Consider the following 22,359-nt stretch of genomic DNA (forward strand, 5'->3'; position numbering starts at 1 on the left):
AACATCGCGGCCGTGCATGTCGTCCTCCGCCTGCGGGCGGAGAACCGGCCGGCCACCGAGGCCGAGCAGCAGGTGCTCCAGCAGTGGACCGGCTGGGGCGCCACCCCCTACCTGTTCGACGAGCGGAAGAAGTTCGCCGCCACGTTCGCGGCCGAACGCGCCCATCTGCGGGACATCCTGTCGCAGGACGAATACGCCAAGGCCCGCTCCTCAACTCTGAACGCGCACTACACCGATCCGGTCTACGCCCGCGTCGTCTGGCAGGCCCTGCGGCAGTTCGGCGTACCGGCTGGCGCGCAACTGCGGGTGCTGGAACCCGGAGTGGGCGCGGGACGGTTCCTTGCCGATGCCCCTGCCGACGCCGAGATTGTCGGCGTCGAGGTCGACCCCATCACGGCGGCCGTGGCCCAGGCCCTCTACCCGAGCGCGCAGATCCTCACCGAGTCCTTCGCCGATACCCGGCCACCGGAAGAGGACTTCGATCTTGTCATCGGCAACGTCCCCTTCGGCAAGTACAAGCTCCGCGACCCGAAACATAACCCCGGCCGGCGCCAGTCGATCCACAACCACTTCATCCTCAAGAGCCTGGAACTCACCCGGCCCGGCGGCATCGTCGCCCTGATCACCTCCCGCTACACCCTGGACGGCACCGACGAGGCGCGCGAAGCCCGGGAACAGATGGCCGCGGTCGCTGACCTCCTCGGCGCCGTCCGGCTGCCCAGCAACTCCCACCAGGATGCCGCCGGCACCAACGTGGTGATGGATCTCCTCATCTTCCGGCGCCGCGCAGAAGGCGAGACACCGGCCGCAGCCGACTGGCTGACCGTTGAGCCGGCGGTCCTGCCAGGAGCCCGGCCCGGCGTCGCCGCGCAGCCCATCGAAATCAACAACTACTTCGTGCAGCACCCACAGATGGTCCTCGGCACGCCGAAGGCCGACGTCGTCCGATATGGCCCCAAGCTGGTTGTCGAAGGAAAACCGCAAGCCGAAGCCGCACTCCGCACAGCCCTAGACCACCTCGCGCAGCAGGCCCAGGACTCGGGCCGTGCGTTCACTGAGCGCCTGGTTTTCCACGGAACGCTGGAGAAATATGACGGGCTGCTGGAACTCGGCCCCGACGGCACCTTCACCGAGATCCGCAACGGCCGCCCCGTCCCGCACGTACCCGCCAAGTCACAGGCCCGGGAGCTGCGCGAGCTGATCGGCCTGCGCGACATCGCGGTGGCCCTGCTGGATGAGGAGTCGGAGAACCACCTCACCACCCCCCGCATGACGCAGCTGCGAGGCGAACTCAACCGCCGCTACGACGCGTACGTGACCCGGTTCGGTCCGATCAACCGCTTCAAGGTCAACAACCGCCCCTCCGCCGACGGGACACCCGCCGAGGAAGCGGCCGAACGTCGGACCTACCCGCGCATGGGCGGGTTCCGCAACGACCCCTTCGCCCCGTACGTCCTCGCACTGGAGAACTTCGACGAGGACACGCAGACCGCGAAGAAGGCCGACCTGTTCGCCAAGCGGGTCGTCGCACCGCCTGAGCCGCTCAAGCGCGCGGACAGCCCCGAGGACGCCGCGCTGATCTGCTGGGACCAGCACAACGACATCCGCCTCGACACGGTGGCCGCCCTCCTCGGCCTGGACAGCGAACAGGCCGCGCGCGAGGCGCTGGGCACCCTCGTCTACGACGATCCGGACGGCGGGCTGATCCGCCGCATGGAGTACCTCTCGGGCAACGTCCGCCGCAAGCTCGCGGCAGCCGAGCAGGCCGCGGCCAAGGACCCCAAGTACGCCGTCAACGTGGAGGCGTTGAGCGAGGTCATCCCCAGGGACCTGCAGCCCGCAGAGATCGAAAGCCGGCTCGGCGCTGCCTGGGTCTCCGCCAAGTACGTGCAGGAGTTCCTGCGCGAGATCCTCGAAGACGACGACGTCAAGGTCAGCAATCTCGGGGCCCGCTGGAGCGTCAAGGGCGGCGACACCGGCAGTCTGCTGGCCCGCACCGTCTGGGGCACCCAGGCCCGCTCGGCTCAGGCCCTGGCCAGCAACCTGCTCAACAACCAGGAAATCCTGGTCACCAAGAAGCTGCCCCCCGATGGGCCGACGGTCACGGATACGAAGGCGACGGCGTTCGCCCTGGCCAAGTCCAAGCAACTGGACGACCGCTTCCGGATGTGGCTCTGGGAGGACCCGGACCGGGCCGAAACCCTGCTGCGCTACTACAACAACCGCTACAACGCGATCGTCCCCCCGAACTACACCGGCGTGCAGATCACCGCCCCCGGCCTGTCCAAGGCCTACACCCTGCACCCCCACCAGAAGGCCGCGGTCGCCCGGATCCGCGCCACCAAGACCGGCGTCGGCCTCTACCACGGCACCGGCGCGGGCAAGACCCTCGAAATGATCGTCGGCGGGATGGAACTGACCCGCCTCGGCCTGGCCAAGAAGCCTGTCTACGCCGTCCCCAAGGGTGTCCTGGGCCAGTTCCAGCGGGAATTCCTCCAGGCCTACCCCCGAGCCCGGATCCTGGTCGCGGACTCTTCCGACCTCACCGGAGAGCGCCGTCACCAGTTCGTCGCCCGCTGGTCGACCGGCAACTGGGACGCGGTCATCATCAGCCACACCGCGTTCAAGAAGATCCCCATGTCCAAAGCGGCCCGCCTGGACTACATCAGCCAGGAGGTCAAGCGCCTGGAGGCGCACCTCGAAAACGCGGACGGCGGCGACAAGTTCACCGTCAAGGACATCGAGAACCAGATCGCCACCTTGAAGGGGCGCATCGAGGACGAGATCAAGACCCCGGGCGACTCCGGGGTGGAGTTCGAGCGGACCGGCTCCACCTACATCTTCTACGACGAAGCCCACACCCTGAAAAACCTGAGGGTGATCTCCTCCATCCGCGAACTCGCCCTCGAAGGCAACCAGATCACCGCGGACATGGACATGAAACTGTCCTACCTGCGCAAGAACTACGGCGGCCGGGTGACGACCCAGGCCACCGCCACGCCGGTGGACAACTCCCCGATGGAGATCCTGACCGCCATCAAGTACCTCGCCCCCGACCTGCTGCGCGACGAGTGGGGAATCGAGGAGGACGACCAGTTCGTCTCCACCTTCATCCAGCCCGTCAACCGGGTCGAGATGAGCCCGGACGGCAATTCCTTCTCCACTCGCGCCCGCTACGCCCGGTACGTCAACCAGACCGAGCTCAAGCGTGTGCTGTTCAGCATCGCCGACGTCAAACTCAAGCGCGATCTCCAACTCGGCGAACCGGCCATCATCGGCGGGGAGATGCGGATCCTGGAAGTCGACGCCTCCCCGGAACTGCGCACGGTGATGCAGTCGCTCGGCACCCGCATGATGGGCATCCGCCTGGGGGATCCCGCCCTGAAGTACAACCGCAAGGGCCGGCTGGTCGAGGACAACACCCTCTGGATCTCCACCGACGGGCGTCTGGCCTCGCTCGACGTACGTCTGGTGAACAGGTCAACCAGCGAACCGCAGAAGGTCGACGTTGCCGCCGATGAGATCTTCCGGCTCTGGCAGCTACACAAGGACGACGTCTTCTACGACGAGGACGGCAATGAGGAGCCCAACCGGGGCAGCCTGATTTTGGGGTTCTGTGACCTCGGTGTGCCCGCACCGGACAAGGAGTTCGTCTTCTACGAGGCGCTGCGGGAGGCGCTGACGTCCCGCGGCATGCCGGGAAGCCTCATCCGCTTCGACCAAGAGGCGAAGAACCCGCAGCAGAAGGCCCGGCTCGACAAGGACGCCCGCGAAGGACGGGTCGCGGTGCTGGTCGGCAGCCGGTCCGGCCTGGGTACAGGCCGCAACCTGCAAAAGCGCGTCATCGGTGTGATCCAGATCGACCCCACGTGGAAGGCCACGCCGATCATCCAGAGTCTGGGGCGGGGTAAGCGCCAGGGCAACCAGCACAAGGCGATCCACCACATCGCCATCGTCACCAAGAAGTCCTACGACCCGTTCCTGTGGCAGAAGGTCGCCACCAAGCAGGCGTTCGCCGAGGCCATCCTCGACGTCAACGACACCTCGCGCATCCTGGAGGCCGCCGAGGACGGCGACGACGGCCGTATCCCCGCCGGCGTCATGTTCGCCGTCGCCGCGGATAAGCCCGAACTCGAAGAGCTGGAGCGCGTCGAGGGCCGGCTGGCCAAGCTGCGCCTGGACCAGCAGATGTGGCACGACGAGCAGTTCGCCTACCAGGTTACCGGCGAGCAGGGGCGCCGCCGTGTCCAGGACCTGAAGGCCCGGATACAGGAGGCCGGAGCCGCCATGGAGCGGCGCACCGACACCCGCGGCGACGCCTTCACCATGACGGTCGAGGGCCACGCCTTCGACGAGCGCCGCGAGGCCGGCGAGGCCCTGGCCCAGCGGCTGGAACGCCTCGCCCGCGCCTCGGTCGCCACCGGTATGCAGAAGGACGCCGTCGTCGGGGAGCTGGGCGGGTTCCTGGTCGTCGCCGTCACCCAGCGCGCCTTCGACGGCATGTACGTGCAGCTGTACTTCCGAGATGCCCCCGTCGACGAGGTCCGGCTGACCGCGAGCGGGCTGGCCAACCAGGATCGCGTCGGGCTGATTCGCCGTCTGGAGAACACGCTGGACAGCCTGGAATCCGTCCACGCCAAGGCACAGGAGCACATCGCCCGTATCGAGACGAACATCGAGCGGGCCAAGGAACTGGTGGGCAAGCCCTTCCCGCAGCAGGCCGAACTCGACAAGGTCACGGCCGAGCACCGCAAGCTGACCAAGGCGCTCGGCGTGCACGGGGCCGCGGAGGCGGGCGAACTAGAAGCCCACGATAAGGCGGTCACCGAAGACGGCACCGACCTCGTCGACGCAGCGGTCCACGACCTCATGGTCATGGCGGGTGGCACGAGTGACGGCTGGGTGGAGGTCGACCCGGCCACCATCACCTCCGACGACCTGAGCGATACCACCCGCAGCTTCCTGGACGCACTGGCCAACACAGCGAACACCAGGAACGGTCCCACCACGGCGCCCGCCGCCTCCGGGGTTGGATCGTCCGTCGGCACCCCCTCGGAGCAAGACCGCGGATCTGACCGCGTGGCGCTGGCACCGTACGCCGACGAAGCTACCGCCGTGACAGGCGAGGCGGCTGTTCTGGCGGCCTTCGCCGTCTGGCAGGACCTCGACGTCGTCGATGGGATGAGCGGCCGTGGCCAGCAGTTGGCCCGCCAGATGGATGAAGCTGGGATCACGCTGGCCGAGGCCCTGGAGCAGGAGCGCACGAGCGTCCGGGGAGAGTCTGGACCGGGGGGCGGTCCGTGGGCTCTGGGCCTGTGCCGAGAACTGGCGCGCACCAGTGGGGAGTTCCTTTCCTTCCTCGACTCGCCCAACTTCAAGCTCAACGAGGCTGGACGCGCGATGCGGGACCGTGTTGAGCAGGTGGTGAGGGCCGCCATCGAGCACACCCTTCGGGTCGCACCACTGACAGATCGGCGGCGCCCGGCCCCGCCGACACCGGCAGGTCCTTCTCCCGCACGCCCCTCGACGCCCACAGCGAGCGGACCGTTCGCCCCGGACCGCTGGTACCAGCACACGATGCTCGGCGGGGCGCTCAGCGACTCACGCGGCACGTTCCTCAACGACATCGTGCAACAGCTCGGCCAAGACGGGTCGGACGTCACCATCGAACCAGGCCCCACGGGCACGGTGGTGATCACTGGTCCCCTCGGGCCGGTGACGGTGACACCGCTCACCGAGGAGTTCCCCGCCAGCGTCGCCCCTGCGTACGAGGACGCCATCGAGCGGCTTCTCCAGGATGCCCAGCACGCTCTTCGCGCCAACGGCCAGCAAGCCGGTGACCTGTTCGACGACTGGCTGAGCTCCCAACTCCACGGTCCGGCCCGCAACTTGAGGGCCGCCCTGGTAGACGATGAAGAAGCTGCCTTCCGGCAGGCGATGCGGGTGCGCTTCTATGCGATCTCCCCATGGGCGCACCCGGACACGGCAGAGCGTCCCCAGCCTGCCTCCCGATCGCGGCAGGAAGACGCGGCCGATGAAACCGATGCTCCACAGCGGTCCCGCGAGCACGTGCCGGAACAGGCTTCCGGTGGCGCCATATCCGTGCCTGTGGCCGAGCCGGTCAAGGAGCCGTCTGCCGGAGGAGGCGACCGTTCAGACGGTGAGCATCCGGCAGACACCTCCCGCACAGCACAGGAATCTCCCGACGCCGAAGATCTCGTGGAGTCGGTGCCGACGACGACACCCCAGGCCGCCACCGAGCGCCCCTGGAGCGTTCCGACTACGCCCTATGCCGACCGGTCCGAATACTGGAGCGCTGAGGAAGCGGCACTGACTGCCTACCGCCGCTGGGCGAGGGACCATGCCCGACGTCTGGCCACGGTCGAGCAGGAGGAGGCTCTGACTGCGGCGGCCGACACCGCGATCGCCTCCAGCCGAACGGGCCGGATGGCCCGCCTGCTCGGCATGGACGTAGCGCCCGAGTGGACGCACCTCCAGCGCCTCGCCGACCAATGCCGTGCCGTGGTCGAACAGTGGGAGCGTGAAGACGGCCGGAGCACGGAGGGGAACTGGGAGGTCTTCACCGGCCTGCGCGATCACGCGTCGCGGTGCCGCAGCACCGTGGAGGACCTCACCAGCGACACCTACCGGCGCTGGGCGGGCTCTGCGGAACCCCTCACGCTCGGCGAAGACGCCGTGGAATTCATCCCCGGCATCCTTCCGTGGGACCAGTACGTCGTCGCCGGCCCCCAAGGCCTGCGCGCGGGCCCGGTCAGCGGCCGTGAACTCGCTGCCGGCCTGGCTCAACTCATCGCCGACGGCACCGGTGTTGAAGAGACCCAGGACGGACTCGTGGTCTTCGGGCCCATCGAAGTCCAGTTCTCCGTTCAGCTGGCCGCAGCACAGCCGAGTACTCCCGTGCCTCCGCCCACCGAGACGACCACGCCGGCACCGCAACCGGTGTTGAGCGCCGCCCCCTCACCGGAGCCGGATCCGACAAGCGACCCGCAGGACGAGCCTCCCGTAGCCGAAAACTCCACCCCGCTGGCCCATGAGGTGGGTGCGGGGGGCGATGGCTTTGTCTCGGCACTACCCCAGGTGGCAGACCTCTCGATCGTCCTCGGAGGCTACGCGGACGCTGCGGAACTGGTTGCTGGACGCCGCTACACAGATATGGCCGCCGAGCAGCTCCAGCGGGTCCTCGCACGACATGAGGGCGACCCCCCTGGCCCGAAACCCGCCCACCAGCAGGCCGCCGCGGCAGCCGCCGCGGTCATCGAGAGTGAACCGACCACGTCCGCCGACGTGTTCAGCCTCTACGACCGTCTCGCCGAGACTGCCGTCCAGCTCGCAGACGACCCCCGACACGAGGTGAGCACGGCCGCCCAGAAGGCCGCCCAGTACACGGAGCGCCATCTGGCCCGCATGCAGGCGCGACGAAACGACCTCGCCGACCTGTTCCTGGACGCTGACGATCTCGACGAGGACCACACCGCGGTCCTCGACCACGATGATCCACTCCGGCTGACAGCTCTCTGGTACCAGGACAGTGCCGAGATCGGACGTGCGCTGACTGACATCTTCGACACCTTCCCGAAATGGCCGCACGCCTACGACGACCACGGCGGGCCGTACTCGGACCAGTTGCGCGGAGCCATGCTCCTGCTGCGCCGGCCGCACGACACGGTCGCCTCAGCCCTGACCGACTGGATGCAGGTCACGTCCTGTGCACTCGGTGCCGCGCAGGAGGCCGAGGACGGAGTCAGCCGGTACACGCTGCGGGACCTGGCGCGCAGGACCTTCCAGCACCACCAGCGCCTCGCAGCCCACGAGTTGGGCCTGGAGCAGCCCCCGTACGAGGATGCCGACGCCTTCGTCGGCGGTGCCAACAAGGCGGAATCCGCCTGGAACTGGTGGATGGCGAGCGATACCGCCAAGGCGTTGCTCGACGGTGCGCCCGAAGGGTCCGCCGCCCGCGAGGCGCTCGACGCTGTCCGGGACTCCCGGTATGCCGCTGATTTCGTCACCCTGGCCGCTGAGACCCTGGATGAGGTCGACCGGCGTGTGACGGCGATGGCGCACGCGGCGTACGACCTGGTGCTGAGCCTGGACACGCGTGACTACCGCCATCCCCAGGACGCCAAGCGGCTGGGCGATCTCGTCCGCCACTCGTACGAGCACGCGGTCGCCTGCCGGGCCTCCAACGCCCGCCCGGAGACCGTCGCTGCCGTGCGGGCGGGCGTGGCCCAGCGCCGCCTGCGGCTCGAAGCAGAACGCGGCCCCGCCCCCGAACCGGAGCAGACGACTGCGTCGAATGCCGCCCTGGAGATCGAGCACCACTACCGGGGCACCGTGGTCCGCGGCACCACCGCGGAGGACACCGACGCTCCCGTACGCGCTGTCCTGGACAACCTCAAGTTCAAGTGGAGCCGCAACAAGGGCTTTTGGTACCTGAAGCGGAACTTGAGCCAGGCCACACGGGACGTCCGCGTACGGAAGCTAACCGCGGAGCTGACCCGCCTGGGGCGCCCCTACCGGATGGTCGAGGAGCCCGGGCAGGAGACGGCCCCCGAGATCGTGATTCCCGTCGGCGAGCCGTACGCGTCGAAAGAGGAAGCCCAGCACGACTTCTGGGAAATGTACGGTGCGCTGTCCGGACTCAAGGAGACCCCAGCGGGCCGCCGCCTGATCGGACGGGGACTCACCGACCAGGGCGTGCAGACCCGACCGGATGGCCAAGCCGTCTGGCTGGCCATGGAGGAACTGTGCGACGGACCGGTGGGCCGGGTCAGCGACCCGTTCGCCCATCCGGCCGCCACCGTGGTCGAACGCTGCACCCAGCTCGCCCACACCGTCCTGGTCCTTGCCCACAACCTGGAGGAGGAGCGCTACCGGGCGCCCGTGGTGATGGCCCGATTCCGCACGATGAAGCAGCACGCCGTGCAGTTGGCCTCCCGCATCACCGCCAGCGCCCAACAGGCAGCCGACTGGCAGGAGATGTTCGGGACCCCCGCCCTCCCCCCGGCGCAGAGCACGGATGCACCTCCGGAACCGGTAGGACAGGAGCCTGCCCCGGGGATCGACGTCCTGCCTCACCCTGATGGGCTTGAGAGCGAGCCGCCCCTCCTGCCGACCGCCGAGGAAGGCGCCCCCCTGGGCTCCGAAGGCGAGGCCGTACCCCGTCCGGAGCCGGCATCACAGCAGCGCATCGAGATCACCATGGCGGCCAGGAGCGCCGCCGGCCACCTACTGGTCAACGTCGCGCTCCCCGCAGACCGCGGCAACGCCCAAGAGGTTCCCGACCTGCGCAGCGCCGACGTTCCCGGCCTGGTCCTGCCCGCCCACACCGCACTGCCCCTCCTGGTCCGACCGGCGAAACTGTCCGACGCACTCGTGTCCGACGAGGAAGTCGAGGCCTGGCTCGACGAACATCTCCCCGCCAGTCCGATAGCACCGGCGTGGAACTCTCCCGCCGTACGAGCGGTGATCCAGCAGACGGTGCGCGACGCCCTGCGCGACTCCATGGCCCCCGACCCCGAAGATGTCGCGGCCTGGCTGGTGAGCACCGCGAGCGAGAACCGGGCGCTGATCCAGGCCGCCCACGCCAATCAACAGGCCGACTTCCTGCCCATCTTCGCGACCGCCGCCGACCAACTGATCGCGGACGGTGGCTCGGAACACCTGCTGTGGACCTACCTCAAGGAGGACGGACGCCGCGACGTCCTCCACCTGGCAGCCCCCCGTGTCCACCGCGAGCTGCGCCAACAGGCCTTGGAACCTGTGCCGCCGGAACAGGGCCCCTCGGTCCCAGAAGAGCAGCCAGCCGTTGCGCCCGGTGTCAACGAGAGCGAACGAGAGCGCAAGCGCGCCGAGTTCCAAGCTGAAAACACCCGCTGGGCGACGGAGATGCGCGAGGACGCCCGGCAACGAGCGGTCCGAGCGGCCATCGCGGACGATCATCTGCGGGCGCTGCTTACGGACGGGCGCTCACGCGAGGAGTCCCGCCAGCTGTTCACAGACTGGCTCAGCCATGCCGACCTGTCGGCCACTGGCACAGAAGGAGACCGGTTCCGGGACTGGTTCCGCCACACCCGTCAGGCGGTCGAGGACCAGTACGCGAACGTCGCCTTCAACGAGGTGTACGAGACCGTGTCCGCAGCACAGCCCGGTCAACCCGCTGGGGCCGACACGACGACGGTCGAATCCTCGAAGCCCTCCGCCGTGAGCCCACATGAAACGACCACTGCGTCGCACCACAGCAACACTGCCGAGTCCCCGGAGATGACGGAGAGCGACGCCTCTGCCGGCACAGTCATGGCCCCCTACACGGCGGAGACGATGCTGGAGGCCGTGGACCGGCTCAACTCGCTGTTCGCGCGGGTGGGCGAGGCGCTTCCGGCAGCGCTGAAACCCGAGGGGCCGCCGGGACCGGCTTCCGGAGCCCCGGACTCGTGGTTCAAGGGTCCGGCCTCCGTCGAGATTCCGGACGGGTTCGCCCCGTACACCAACGACCGTGCTGTCCTGAAGCCCGGCGATGTGGTGCGCGAAGGGTTCAAGCGCTGGCCCAATTCCCGGAGGCTGTCGTACCGAACCCTCGTCATCACCACGAGCTCGTGTGACCGCGACGGCTACTACTACGCCGCGCCGAGCACACGCATACACCCGCGCGAGATCGTCGCTGTTCCGGCGGACTCCCGTCTGCTGACCGAGGCCGAAGCAGACACGCACACCATGCGGTGGGAGTTCGGCATGCGCTGGAACGGGGCGGGGGCGATCGGGCGAGCCGCTGTCCGACGGGGCCGACCCTTCCTCGAAGCGGTGGATGCCTACCGGTTGGCCTTCGCCGCTGCTGGAGCCCTGGCACGCGAACTGGACCGTACCCAAGCGCCACAACGCGCCCGCGACCTGCTGTCCTCCCTGCTCACGCAGACCGAGCAGCACCTCATACGGCTGTCACTGACTCACCACATGGCCGAGCGGGCCGAGGAGCCCGAGCCGAACCCGCAGGCGCTGAAGCACCAGGCCACCCGGAAAGCCCCACCAGCTGCTCAAGCCGCAGAGTCTGCTGATGCCCCGGCTCAACAGCACGCTGACGTCGAGCAGATCCTCGCCGAGAGCCTGGAGCGCCACCACCATCGAGCCAGGGAGCAGGCAGTACGGGCCGCCCTGGCGAGCGGGCGTGTTGGCCTGTGGTTCGCCGAAGCGCCAGACGAGAAGACCCTGCGAGCCCACCTCCTCGACTGGCTGAACTGGGCGGACATTGGCGATCCGAACGGCGCCGAAGACCAGTGGCAGGACTGGTTCCACGCCAGCCCGCAGGGCGCGCGGCAAGAAGTCACCGAACAAGCGATCGCCGACATCCGAGCCGCGCTGATCGCGGCGGCAGAACCGGCAGACGCTGTTCCCAGCTCACGGGCGACAGAACCCGAGCCCGGCGTAGTGGCTGCGGAGTCGGCCGAGGCCGGCAACCTTCTGACCCCACAGCATCTTGACGAGCTACCTCACCACGACGGCCGGCGCGGTGACGAGGACGCCCGTCTGGCCATTCTCACGACGCTCTCCTTCCGCGATGGCCAAGTCCATGACGCCCTGCTCCTGCTGCAGTCGGTTGAGGTGGAGGAGGACACTGGAGAAGACCCGATTGTCCGTGGCGCTCAAATCGTTCCGGCGAACGGGCCGGTGTCCACCAGTCTCAACGGCCGATACAGGCCTGCTGACCTGCTGGCTGTGCCCGGCTCCCGGGTACTGCCGCTCGCCCTTCCGGTCACCTGGCCAGCAGTCGAGGCGCTGGCGGCGTTGCCCCATGACAAGGCCTTGGAACAGCTGCGTGCGATACAACATCTGCTCCCGACCCAGAGGGTCGCGAAGGGCCCCTGGCCAGCACCGCGCCCGGAAGCCGCTCCTCGGGTAGCAGTAGCTCCCGGTACGCAAGGGGATCACAGCGAGCCCGTCGCCACGCTGCCCGTCGTGGCGGACGAGTTCTCGATTCTCTTTGCGGCTGACAGGGACTTGCTGCGTACAGGGGAGACTTCGGAGGGGCAACGGGACCCGGCAGCCATCCACCTGGGCGGGACCGACGACCAGGCTGGTGTCCTAGCGGACCCTTCCACCGTGAGTCGGCTGATCGACGAACGCGCTCTGAAACTCGGCCCGGGGCAGGCCGTTGTCCTCGCGCCGGAGGGGCGGCGACGGCTGCGGGACGCCAGGCTGGCGGACCGCCCACTGACCGCTGTGGGTGACCGTGTCCTGAACATCTCCACCGGAAGCACGGGCATAGTCTGCGGCTATGTCATGAGTGTGGGCGGGCAGTTCGCGGCCGTCGCGGCTGACCGCGAGGGGTGGCCGCAGGGGGTGCCCGCCACCGCCTACCCGCAGTACCTGACGGTGCTGGAGCCGGGCGTCATGGATCCGGGGGACGCTGCGGAGCTGTACCGCTCCTTGGCATGGGGGCATCAGCCCGACCCCAATCCGAAGGCGCCGCCCGAAGAGGCCGCGCCAGCCGAACCCGGGCTGGGCGATACACAGCATCTGTTGAGCGCATCGACTGAAGCGCTGACCCGTGAGCACCTTCGTGACCTGCCGCGTTATCCGACACGTCCCCCGATCGACGCGGAGATTCAGTTCGGGGTCGTGGTCACGCTCTCCTTCGCCAACGGCGAGATACCCGACGCTGTTCTCCTCCTCCAGGCCGCCGAGGTGGACCCGCAGCATGGCGACATCCTGCACGGTGTTCTGATCGCGCCCGACAGCAACCTCTCCTTGAAGTCCAGGACCGGGTACACGATCTTCCCGCGCGATCTGCTGCATCGAACGGACGCCCGGCTTCTGCCCCTTGAGGAGGGGCTGGCCTGGGGCCAGGTCGAGGAACTCGTCCGGCTGCCCTACGCCCAGGCCCTGGGCCGACTGCCGTTGGCCGCTGCGACCGAGACCTACGCCAGTTCGCCCGCTCAGGATCTCCACGAGCCAGTCCGCCCTCCGAAACCGGAGACCGGGCCGTTGAAGGACCTGATCGGCGCCCTCGGGGACCGGGTCTCCATCGGTCACATCGGTCCGGACAACCGTCGGCAAGGAGAGCAAACCCCTTCAGTTTCGGAGCAGGACGCTGCACACGCGTCGACGTCTTCGGCCGCAGCTGACGAGGAGCAACAGGAGGACACCGTGGCGGCGACCGAGCCGGAGACGACGGCCCCCGGCCCCTGGACGAGCCGGATCAAGATCGTCAGTGATGTGACCGGTACCTACGTCACCGGCACGACGGGCGCCCCGCAGGAGGACGGTCTCCGCGAGCTGCTGAAGCGGGGCAAGAACTTCAAGTACGAGAAGGGCCGCTGGCGCTACGCCGGCATGCGCGGGCAGAAGGAGCAGGTCCTGGACGAGGTTCGGGCCTTTCTCGCGGCCAGGGACGCTCAGGAGCACGCGGTCACCACCGTGACCGGCGGCAAGTACCCGCCCACGGCCCAGCAGCAAGCGATCATCACCGCGGCGGTGGGAGGCAAGAACGTCGCCGTGCAGGCCCTCGCGGGCACCGGCAAGACGTCCACGCTCGTGATGATCGCCGCGCAGATGCTGGAGCGGCGCATCGGCTACATCGCCTTCAACCGGGCCATCGCCGACGAAGCGGGCCAGAAATTCGGCCGCAACGTCACCGCCCGCACTAGCCACGCCTTCGCCCGTCAGGACCTGCGTAACACCCCCTACCGTCACAAGGCCTCCACCGCAGGCCGCAACAGCGGAGCCCGGCGCCCCAAGGACGTCGCAGCCGCACTCGGCATCACCGCCGAGCTACGCGTCGGCGACCCCGAGGGTAACGTTCAGCACGTCGGGCCCGAGGAGATCGCCAAGATCGTGATGGGCGCCGTCCGCCGCTACCGCCAGAGCGCCGATGCCGAACTGGGACGTCAGCACCTGGGGGAGAAGTGGGCGCATGTCCCCGCCGCGCGCACCTTGCTGGACTACGCCCGCCGGGCCTGGGCGGACATCGCGGACCCGAACAGCAACAAGATCGTTTTTGAACATGACGACTATCTCAAGATCTGGGCCTTGGGGAACCCGCGTCTGAACTTCGACACGATCTTCTTCGACGAGGCGCAGGACATCAATCCGGTGCTGAAGAAGGTGATCCAGGACCAGGACGTCCAGATCATCGTCGTCGGAGACAGCAATCAAGCCATCTATGAGTTCCGCGGTGCGATCGACGCGCTGAAGGACTGGCCTGCCGACGTGGTCTTGCCGTTGACGCAGAGCTGGCGGTTCGGCCCCGCCGTCGCCGAGGCAGGCAACGCGTATCTCGCGCTCCTGGCATCCGACCTCCGGCTGGAAGGATCACCCGCTCTCGACACGGTCCTTGGTCTTGTCGACGAACCCGATGCGATCCTCACCCACACCAACGTCGGCGCGATCAGTGCCGTGTTCGCGGGATTCGAGGCCGGCAAGCGCGTGGCCCTTGTCGGCGGCGGCCGGGACATCGAGGACATCGCCCTGGCCGCCCGCGATCTGCAACAGGGCCGTCGTACCGCGCATCCCGAGTTGTCGGCCTTCGAGAACTGGAGCGAGGTCAAGGAGTACGCGGAGTCCGACGAGGACGCGCAGACCCTGCAGACCTTCGTACGGCTCGTCGACCGCTACACGCCTCAGGGCCTGATCAACATGATCCGCGACCTGGTCCCGGAGGAAGCACGGGCCGAGGAGACCCGCCCGGAGCTGGTCGTCTCCACCGCCCACAAGTCCAAGGGCCGCGAATGGGACCAGGTCCAGATCTGGAGCGACTTCCCCCAGCCCAAGGAGGACACCAAGACCGGTGAACTCCTGCTGCCCGCACAGGACAAGCTGCGCCTGGCGTACGTGACGGTGACCCGAGCCAGGCAACGCCTCGACATCGGCTCCCTCGGCTGGATCCACTCCGTCGGCTCCCTCGCGGACGCCCACCCAGCACAGATCACTGCCGCCCCGGCCCCCGAGCAGGCCGCCCCCGCTCCCGCCACCGCCGCTGTCCCCGAACCGCCCCTGCCCCCCGTGTCCATCGGGGCCACAGAGATCGCGCCGCCGACCGATGTCCCTGAAGACCAGCCGGGCCGTACGGTCACCAAGCCGGCAGCCGAGGTGACCCCCACCCCGGCACCCCCGCCTGCTGCGGAGCCCGCAGCCCCCGCGCCGACCGACGAGGCCTCGACCACGACGGAACCAGACACCCCGCCGACTCCTCAGGTAGAAACCGGCCCCGAGGAGCAGCCCGAGACGACCGCCCCCACCTTGCAGGACCCGGGCGAGCCGCTCACCGGAGCCGACCAGCCGTCCCTCTTCGCTGGCCCGGAAAACACCAGTCCTGCACACGAGCAGGCACCCATCCCCGCCGCCACACCAGACACCAACTCGGATATTGCCCCCTTGCCTTGGGACGACGAGAAGATCAAAAAGCGGGGCACTGCTGGAATCCGCCGCGGGCAGAAGAAGGAGATTCCCAACCTCGCCCGCGAGATGCGCGAGGCCCTCGGCGAAAACCAGGTCCGCGACGTCTGGGAAATGGACAACCCCTGGGCCCAGTTCGAGGAGAACCTCCGCCACACCCAAAGCGAGCTCGGGCAGCCGGACTCTGCCCTCAACACCCTGGTGACGGAGGCCGCCGCACAACTGCGCACCCAGATCGACCAGCTCGCCGCCCAAGCCTTCAACACCTTCGAGGCCATGGTCCAGGCCTGCGCTGACGCCCCGGACCAACTTGCCGAACTCGACACGCAGTTCGCCGACGCGCACCGGCTGCCGGAACTCACCGACCCGCTCGTCCGCCAGGCCCTGATCGCCTGCCTGGAGGCCGTGGACGCAATCGAGCGCATCGCACGCAACCGCAAGGTCAGGGCCGCCGGTGCGCGAGACGCCCTGGAACAGGTCATGGGACTGGCCGGCACCTCGTACAGCCCCGATGGCCAGCAGATCTGGCCGAACCTTGACGCGGCCCTGGCCCCCGTCAAGGTGCAGGTGGACCGGGCCCGCGAACGGATCGCCGACCTGTCCGACTCGACGGTCACTGAGCAGTACGCCCGCCTCCGCGCTCTCATCGCCGCCCACGAGGCGCAGCCAGCTGCCGAGTCCCGGGCCACGGACGTGGCGGCAGCAGCACCCGAAGCCGCAGAGAGCACCGTCGAGCCTCCCGCTTCCGTCAAGCAAGAGGAGCGCGTACCCGAGCCGCTGAACGACCGGGACATCGGTGCGGTGCTCAGCAAGATCAGCCCGTGGCACTTCGGGAAACTGATCTTTGAACTGGACCAGACGAAGCGGGCGACCCCCCAGCTGTACGAGGGGTGGCTTCGCCTGCCGTCGGAGCCTGGCTACAACGAGGCGGGCAACGAGTTCGCCAGCGCCTTTTCCGCCAGCGGTGCCTTCGAGATCGAGGTCAAGACCGCCGACGACGCGGCAACGGTGATCCGGGCCGGGCGGCTCACCCTGGCCAAGTCCATCGCGTGGCTCAAGCCGGGCATGCCGCCGGAACGGCGTCAGCTCGTGGCGGCAGCGTGGCGGTCCGGGAACGCCATGTCCCGCAGCGACTTGGGCTTCGAGGTCCTCGGCGAGTCGGGCCGCTGGAAGGTTGCCGACGGGGAGCTAGGACGCATCCTCAGCGACAGCCAGGCGAGCGTGATCAAGGCCGCCCTGGAGGCGCACCTCACTGGTACCGCGGAGGAACGAGTCGCGCGCATCCGGGCCGCCGAAACCTGGGACCAGGGGCAGACGCTGCCGCTCGACTTCGGCGGCATGGAGGACGCCTTTGCCGACATTGCCACGCTGGAGCGGGTGAACGCGCTCAGGGCAGTGCTGCCTGACCGACGCAACGGCGTCCGCCGCCTCGGCGAGGTCGAGCCGGGGGACTGCCTCACCGGAGTGTCCGATGAACGGCTGCCCTTCATCGTTCGCGAGCGCCCCGTCGTCAGTGACGACAATGAAGTCTCCCTCGTGGGTGAGCTCGTCGTCGGCCTGGGTGAGCTGCGCACGTACATGTGGGAAACCGGTCGTCGCCCGGACGACCATGTCGAGCCGCTGCTGCTGCCGCAGTCGCTGGCCGGACTCGTCGACGTTCCCGCAGACGCGCCCCTCCCGGGATCTCCGGCTCCCGCCGACCCGGTGGCTGTTCCCGACGTACCCCCAGCTGCGGAACTCGTGCCACAGGCCGCGACCCCCGCGGTCGGATCGTCACCTGCCGAGCACGCCCCCGCGCCCCCGCTCGAAGATGCGCCCCGCGCCGCCGAGCAGCAGCCCGCGGCCTTGGCGGCGGCCGAGGCCGCCCCTCCCGCATCCAGCGCCAGCATCGGGGAGCGGCATCTGCCGTACGAGACCCAAGCAGCCCTACTCAACGATCTCTATGCCACGGAAGGCAGGTACGAGGCCTGGGCCAACTCGGCCACGGGCCGGTTGCTGCTGTCGGAGGCCCGGGAACTGCAGGAGGAGACCGGAGTCGCAGACTCCAACGAGGCGGCACGTATTCAGACGGCCTTCCGCAACGTGGTCCACACATCCGACACCACGCGCTCCTCGGCCGACGCCGTCCTGCGCGCTTGCCGGGACCTGCACACGACCGTTGCCGAAGCCGGGCGTTCTCTGGCCGCACGCACGGCGTTCGTGTCCGAGGACGATCGACTGCTTCTCCTCGCGGTGTACTCCCAGGCGCAGGAGCAGCTGGCGCGTCTGGAGGCCACCGAGAGCGTGCAGGCGCTGCTCGACAGTGCGCACGAAGGGGCCAGTCTGTTCTCCCGCTTCACGGCCACTCGTCCGGCGCAGAGCCCTTCGGCCTCCGAAACCCCCGAGCCCGCACCAGCGCAGGAACCGCGTGCGGTCGAGCCGCAGACGGCTGCTGCCGCACCGCTTCCACAAGCCGGCACCGCTGCCGCGAGCGACGAGCTGGAGCCCGTGCCGCTCGAAGCCAATGTGCCGCACGTGGACAGTGTCGAGTTGCCCGAAGTGCTGGAGGAGAGCACTCCGGAGCCCGCTCCTGCGGCTGAGGCCGACCAGGAGCTGGCCGGGCCTGCGACGAGCGAGCCGGCCGTCGGGGACGACGGCTTCGATTTCTGGACGGACGTGATCGGCGACGACCTCGTCGTGAACGGGGTCGTCTACAGCAGCAGCGAATGGGAGCCGGACCCGGAGGACGGCGTTCGTCGCCGGAGGGACGAGGACGACGAGCCCGTTTCCGCCGAGGAACTGGCCGGGCTGGAACTCGACGAGGCGTACGAGGCCTTGATCAGGGAGGAACACATGGCTGCGACCGAGGCAGTCCCGGGACAGCCGGAGGTTGCACAGCCTGAAGTTCCCGGGCAGGACGATTTCGACCGGCACTTCGAGGACATCGTCGCCCTGCTGCGGAGCGCCGAACCCCCGGCTGGGACACAGGCACCCATACCGCGACCGCGGTTCAGCGCCGAAGACGAACAGCACCTGCGCGAGCAGTACGCGGCCACTCGGCAAGCGCTGTCCGGGATCCTCACCAGCATTGACGCAGACCCCATCCTGCCGGTGGCTGAAGATCCTGCGGTCGAGGCCGGTGACGCCGCCGCTCTCGAAGCGGCGATGAGCAACGCTCAGACCGAGGCGGGCTACTACTGGGGCACTCCCGAATGGGCGATGATCCGCTCGATCGGCCAGGCAGGACAGCAGCTGCGTGGATCCGTCCGGGAGGCGTTGCTGACGTATGCGGAGACCACGCTCGGTGACATCCGCGCGCACGGCATCAACCGTACGATCGAAGCCCGCACGGCACGAGCGATCTCCCACGGGGCGATGCTCCTGGCGCGTCGCCTGGAGCGGTCCGGCCAGCGCGACTCGCGCGGCTGGCGGGCGGTATGGGGTCTGCACCGGGCCGCCGCGACCCGCGCGGACCGCCTGACCGGGTTGCTGCCCGCCGGCCAGCGGACCGATCTCGCCGGCCAACTCGGCCGCGCCTGGCAGTGGTTCAGCGAACGGCTCTCCGCCCGCTCCGAGCGCACCGGCACCAGCACGGACGACACGGGGACCAGCACCAGCAGCGATGAGCCGGGGCGCGTCCGCGCGATGCTGTCGAACGGTGTCGAGTCGATCGGCCGCCTCTACGGTGCGGTCTCGGAGCGACTCGGGAACCTGGCGCAGCATCCCGCATGGCGGCGAATCGCCTCGCTCTGGACGGCCGTACGCGATGCCGTCCGCCGGGGCTGGCTCGGTGTGGGGCGCTTCATGGCGGATCGTCAAACCATGGGCGCCGGAAGGGCGTTGTGGCTCCGGACGCTGGAGATCATCTCTTCCGGGGCGCAGGCGTTGATCAACCGGCTGGACGCGAACGGCGGTCGAGACGGCCTGCGGTGGAACCTGCTGCGGGTCCTGCGCCACGCTGCCGAAGACCACATCGCCCACCTGCACGGCCACCTCCCCGAGGAGGTGAGCACTCCGCTCGGCACCTACGAGTCCGCCGTCGACGAGGCGGCCGAGCAGGCTCCCACGGCGGCCGAGGGGACGGCGCCGCAAGAGCCCGCGTCCGAGGGGCCCTCCGCTGACGGGGCGGACTCGCCGCCCGGCGACGAGAACCCGGTGGAGAATTCGGATCTGTTCCGTGCGGTCGTGCTGCAGGTGGCGGCGAGGGACTACACCCTGGCCATGGACCTGAGTTACGGCTACGGCGTCTCGGCGGCCGACGCCGACATACTGCTGACCCGCATGGAGGAACTCGGCGTCGTCGGGCCTCAAGGGGATGGCGGTGTCCGGGAGGTCTTGGTCACGCCCGGCGAGGCGGAGAGCCTCCTGGACGCGAGCCCGGCGGCCGACCGTCCCGCGCCGCGCTGGCAGCCGGTCAACGAACCGCTGACCCCGGCCTGGTTCGACGAGGTGCGGACCGCCGTACGAAGCGACGTGCAACGCGACCGCGGGCTGTCCCGCCGGGACTTGATGAGCCTGCTCGGCCACGAGAACGCGCGGCCCGGCAACCGGGCGGACGCCGGCCTGCGCGCGAACGAGTCAGTGGATCTTTTCCTTCAGGGCCGCGGAGCAGAAGTCCCGCAGCACCTCGCGGGCGAGGGCTTTGCCTACGTACGCGGAGAGGCGAACAGGGACTGGGCGCTGCGCGAGGCCACGTCCCCCGCGGTCTCGCCGTCGGCCGCGAGCGGATCGGCGGAGGCGGAGGCTGACCAGCAAGCTGCTGCCGGGCAGGGACTGCCGCGTCGGCGTCGTCAGACGCCGACGGACGGCCCGTCGAGGATCGAGCAAGCCGCTGCGGGATCGCGCCGGCAGCCCGCCCCGACGGCCGGACAGAACCCGGCGGTCGCTGCGGACACCTTCACGGTTCAGGCTCAACGCATGCAGGACCGCGCCGACTTCGCGCGGGCCGCCGCGACCAGCCCGGCCGAGGAAAGGGCAGCCGGAGTTCTCCAGACCATCGCGGCGAACTCGCGGGCCACCGCTGACCGCATCGCCGGAGCGGCGACACCCGACGGAGGACCACTGGCATCTGGGCAGCCCGCACTGACCGTGGAGGCCTTCCTAGCGGCCCTCAGGACCACGGCCCAGGCTCAGGGGGCGCAGATCCCCGATGACCTGCTGGCCAGCGCCATGGAGGCGGCCCACGAGGCGGTCGCCGCGGCAGCGCCGAGTCCTGCGGGATCCGCCGCAGCAGGGTCGCGCCCGACGCGCCGGGGACAAGCGGAACGAGAGCAGGCCGAGCACCGGCTTCCGGGGCAGCACAGCGCCCCGGGCGGCGTCGGCCGCAGGTAGGCGCGACGATGCTCGGGGCTCAGGGCGGTGGACGCTCAGGAAGCAGGGTAGACCGCGACCACGTCGCGGGTGCGGAAGACACCGTGCCCGTCCGCCGCCACGTACAGGGGGACCTCGGCGGCTGCGGGCAGGGCCTTGGCCGTCCCGGTCCGTACGCTGACGCGGGCCGAGTCCCGCTCGGGGGTGTCCGTGCCGTCCGTCGTGATCGGCAGCCGCCCGTACAGCGAGGTGGCTTCCGCCCGGTCGACGGCGTGCACGATGCCGTACGCCGTGCCGTCGTCGGCCACGGCCGTCAGGTCGATTCCCTTGGTGCTGGCGGTACTCGTGAAGCAGCGCCCGCGTCCGGTCGCCAGGTCGAACCCGGCCTGGCCGGAGATGAGGAAGTCACCGTTGGGCGAGAGACGGGTCGAGGACTGCGCGGATCCGGGCTGAAGGGTGAGCGCCTCGGCAGAGGCGCAGCTGACCTGCGCCTTGATCTTCCCGGTAGCAAGGTCGTGCACCACGAGCATGGTCTTGTCGGTGCCGGAGAGAGCGGGCGGGTCGGTCTGCGTGTCGCTGGTGTGCCAGGCGGCCACCAGGTACTGGCCGGCGACCGCGAGCGGGACGCCGACGCGCATGCCGTCGGGGGCCACGCTGGTGCTGGTCCAGACGCTGCCGACCTGGAATCCGTAGGTGCACGGGGCGCCGCTCCCGGTCCACTGGTCACAGCCGTCCTGCTGCTGGAAGGCGGAGACGACACCCTCGGCGGTGGCGAAGGCCGGAGAGGCCTGAACGGTGCAGAATCCCGAGCCGCAGCCGGGCACCTTCAGCGACGTCGTCCGCACGGTGCGCTGGCCGCCCGTGGCAGCGTCGACCGCGACGGCCGTCTCGTGTACGCCGCCGGATGCGGGGCCGACGAGGAAACCCGAATCGGTGGCGGTAAAGGAGGAGACGGTGGCGTCGGGCGCCACCAGGTCGAAGTGATGTTCGGCGCTCGCCGTACGGGCGGAGTCCGCCGCAATGACGTCGATCGTGGTGGTAGGGCGGGACGTGGTCAGGCTGTTCCCGCTGGTCTTGCCCAGCCGGGCCAGCACCACCTTCTCGCCCGCCGTGCCCTCCTGGACGAAGACACCGGCGCGGGCACTCGTGAGCGCCTTGGGAGTGAAGGTCCATACAGCCTTGCCGCTGGAGAGGGAGAAGGCACGCACCCGCGAGCCGTCGGCGGCTGCCTGAATCACCAGGGCGCTCTTGGGTGCGACGGCGACCAGGGGGAACCCGCTGGAACCCGGCTCGGTGTCGGTGGCCTCGACGCTCGCCGACGTGCTCCAGCCGGCCGCGGGGACAAATCCGTCCGGAACCGGGAGCCGGACCGGGGCCGCGGCCTTGCGCGTGGCCCCGGACGTCGGATCGGCCTTGACCCCCGATGCGTCGCTGCATCCGGCCAGCGAGCCGAGGACGAGTGCCGCCACCCCCGCAGCGACCACACGGCGCGATCTTGCCGTCGAGAGCGCGCTACGGGCACCGGTCGGCGCGGATATGGAGCAGTCAGTCATCAAGTCCTCCGTTGGGAAACGTGCATTACCGCCGGTCGACGCCACACTCTCACATTTTCATATACCCCATGGGGGTATTTTATCGTGAGGTCGGCGCGACAGCCGGATGACT

At 69.2% G+C, this 22,359-nt stretch carries 2 protein-coding genes; one reads left to right on the forward strand and one right to left on the reverse strand.

Annotation, left to right across the window (positions count from 1 at the left end):
* Positions 1-12 precede the first annotated feature (12 nt).
* Entirely contained in the window at positions 13-20,715 is a 20,703-nt protein-coding gene (locus tag ABZ896_RS10185; RefSeq protein WP_360924922.1) for a UvrD-helicase domain-containing protein, read from the forward strand.
* A 35-nt stretch (positions 20,716-20,750) separates the two neighbouring features.
* Here the strand turns inward: ABZ896_RS10185 and ABZ896_RS10190 are convergent, their stop codons facing one another.
* Positions 20,751-22,247: a hypothetical protein gene (locus ABZ896_RS10190; RefSeq protein WP_360924925.1), complete on the reverse strand. Its 1,497-nt coding sequence runs from the start codon at positions 22,245-22,247 to the stop codon at positions 20,751-20,753.
* Positions 22,248-22,359 lie beyond the last annotated feature (112 nt).

The sequence above is a fragment of the Streptomyces sp. NPDC047072 genome, assembly GCF_040643855.1.
Lineage (GTDB): Bacteria > Actinomycetota > Actinomycetes > Streptomycetales > Streptomycetaceae > Streptomyces.

Coding starts and splice junctions, on each gene's coding strand:
- ABZ896_RS10190 (WP_360924925.1), bottom strand. CDS start 22,247: ATGACTGACTGCTCCATATCCGCGCCGACCGGTGCCCGTAGCGCGCTC.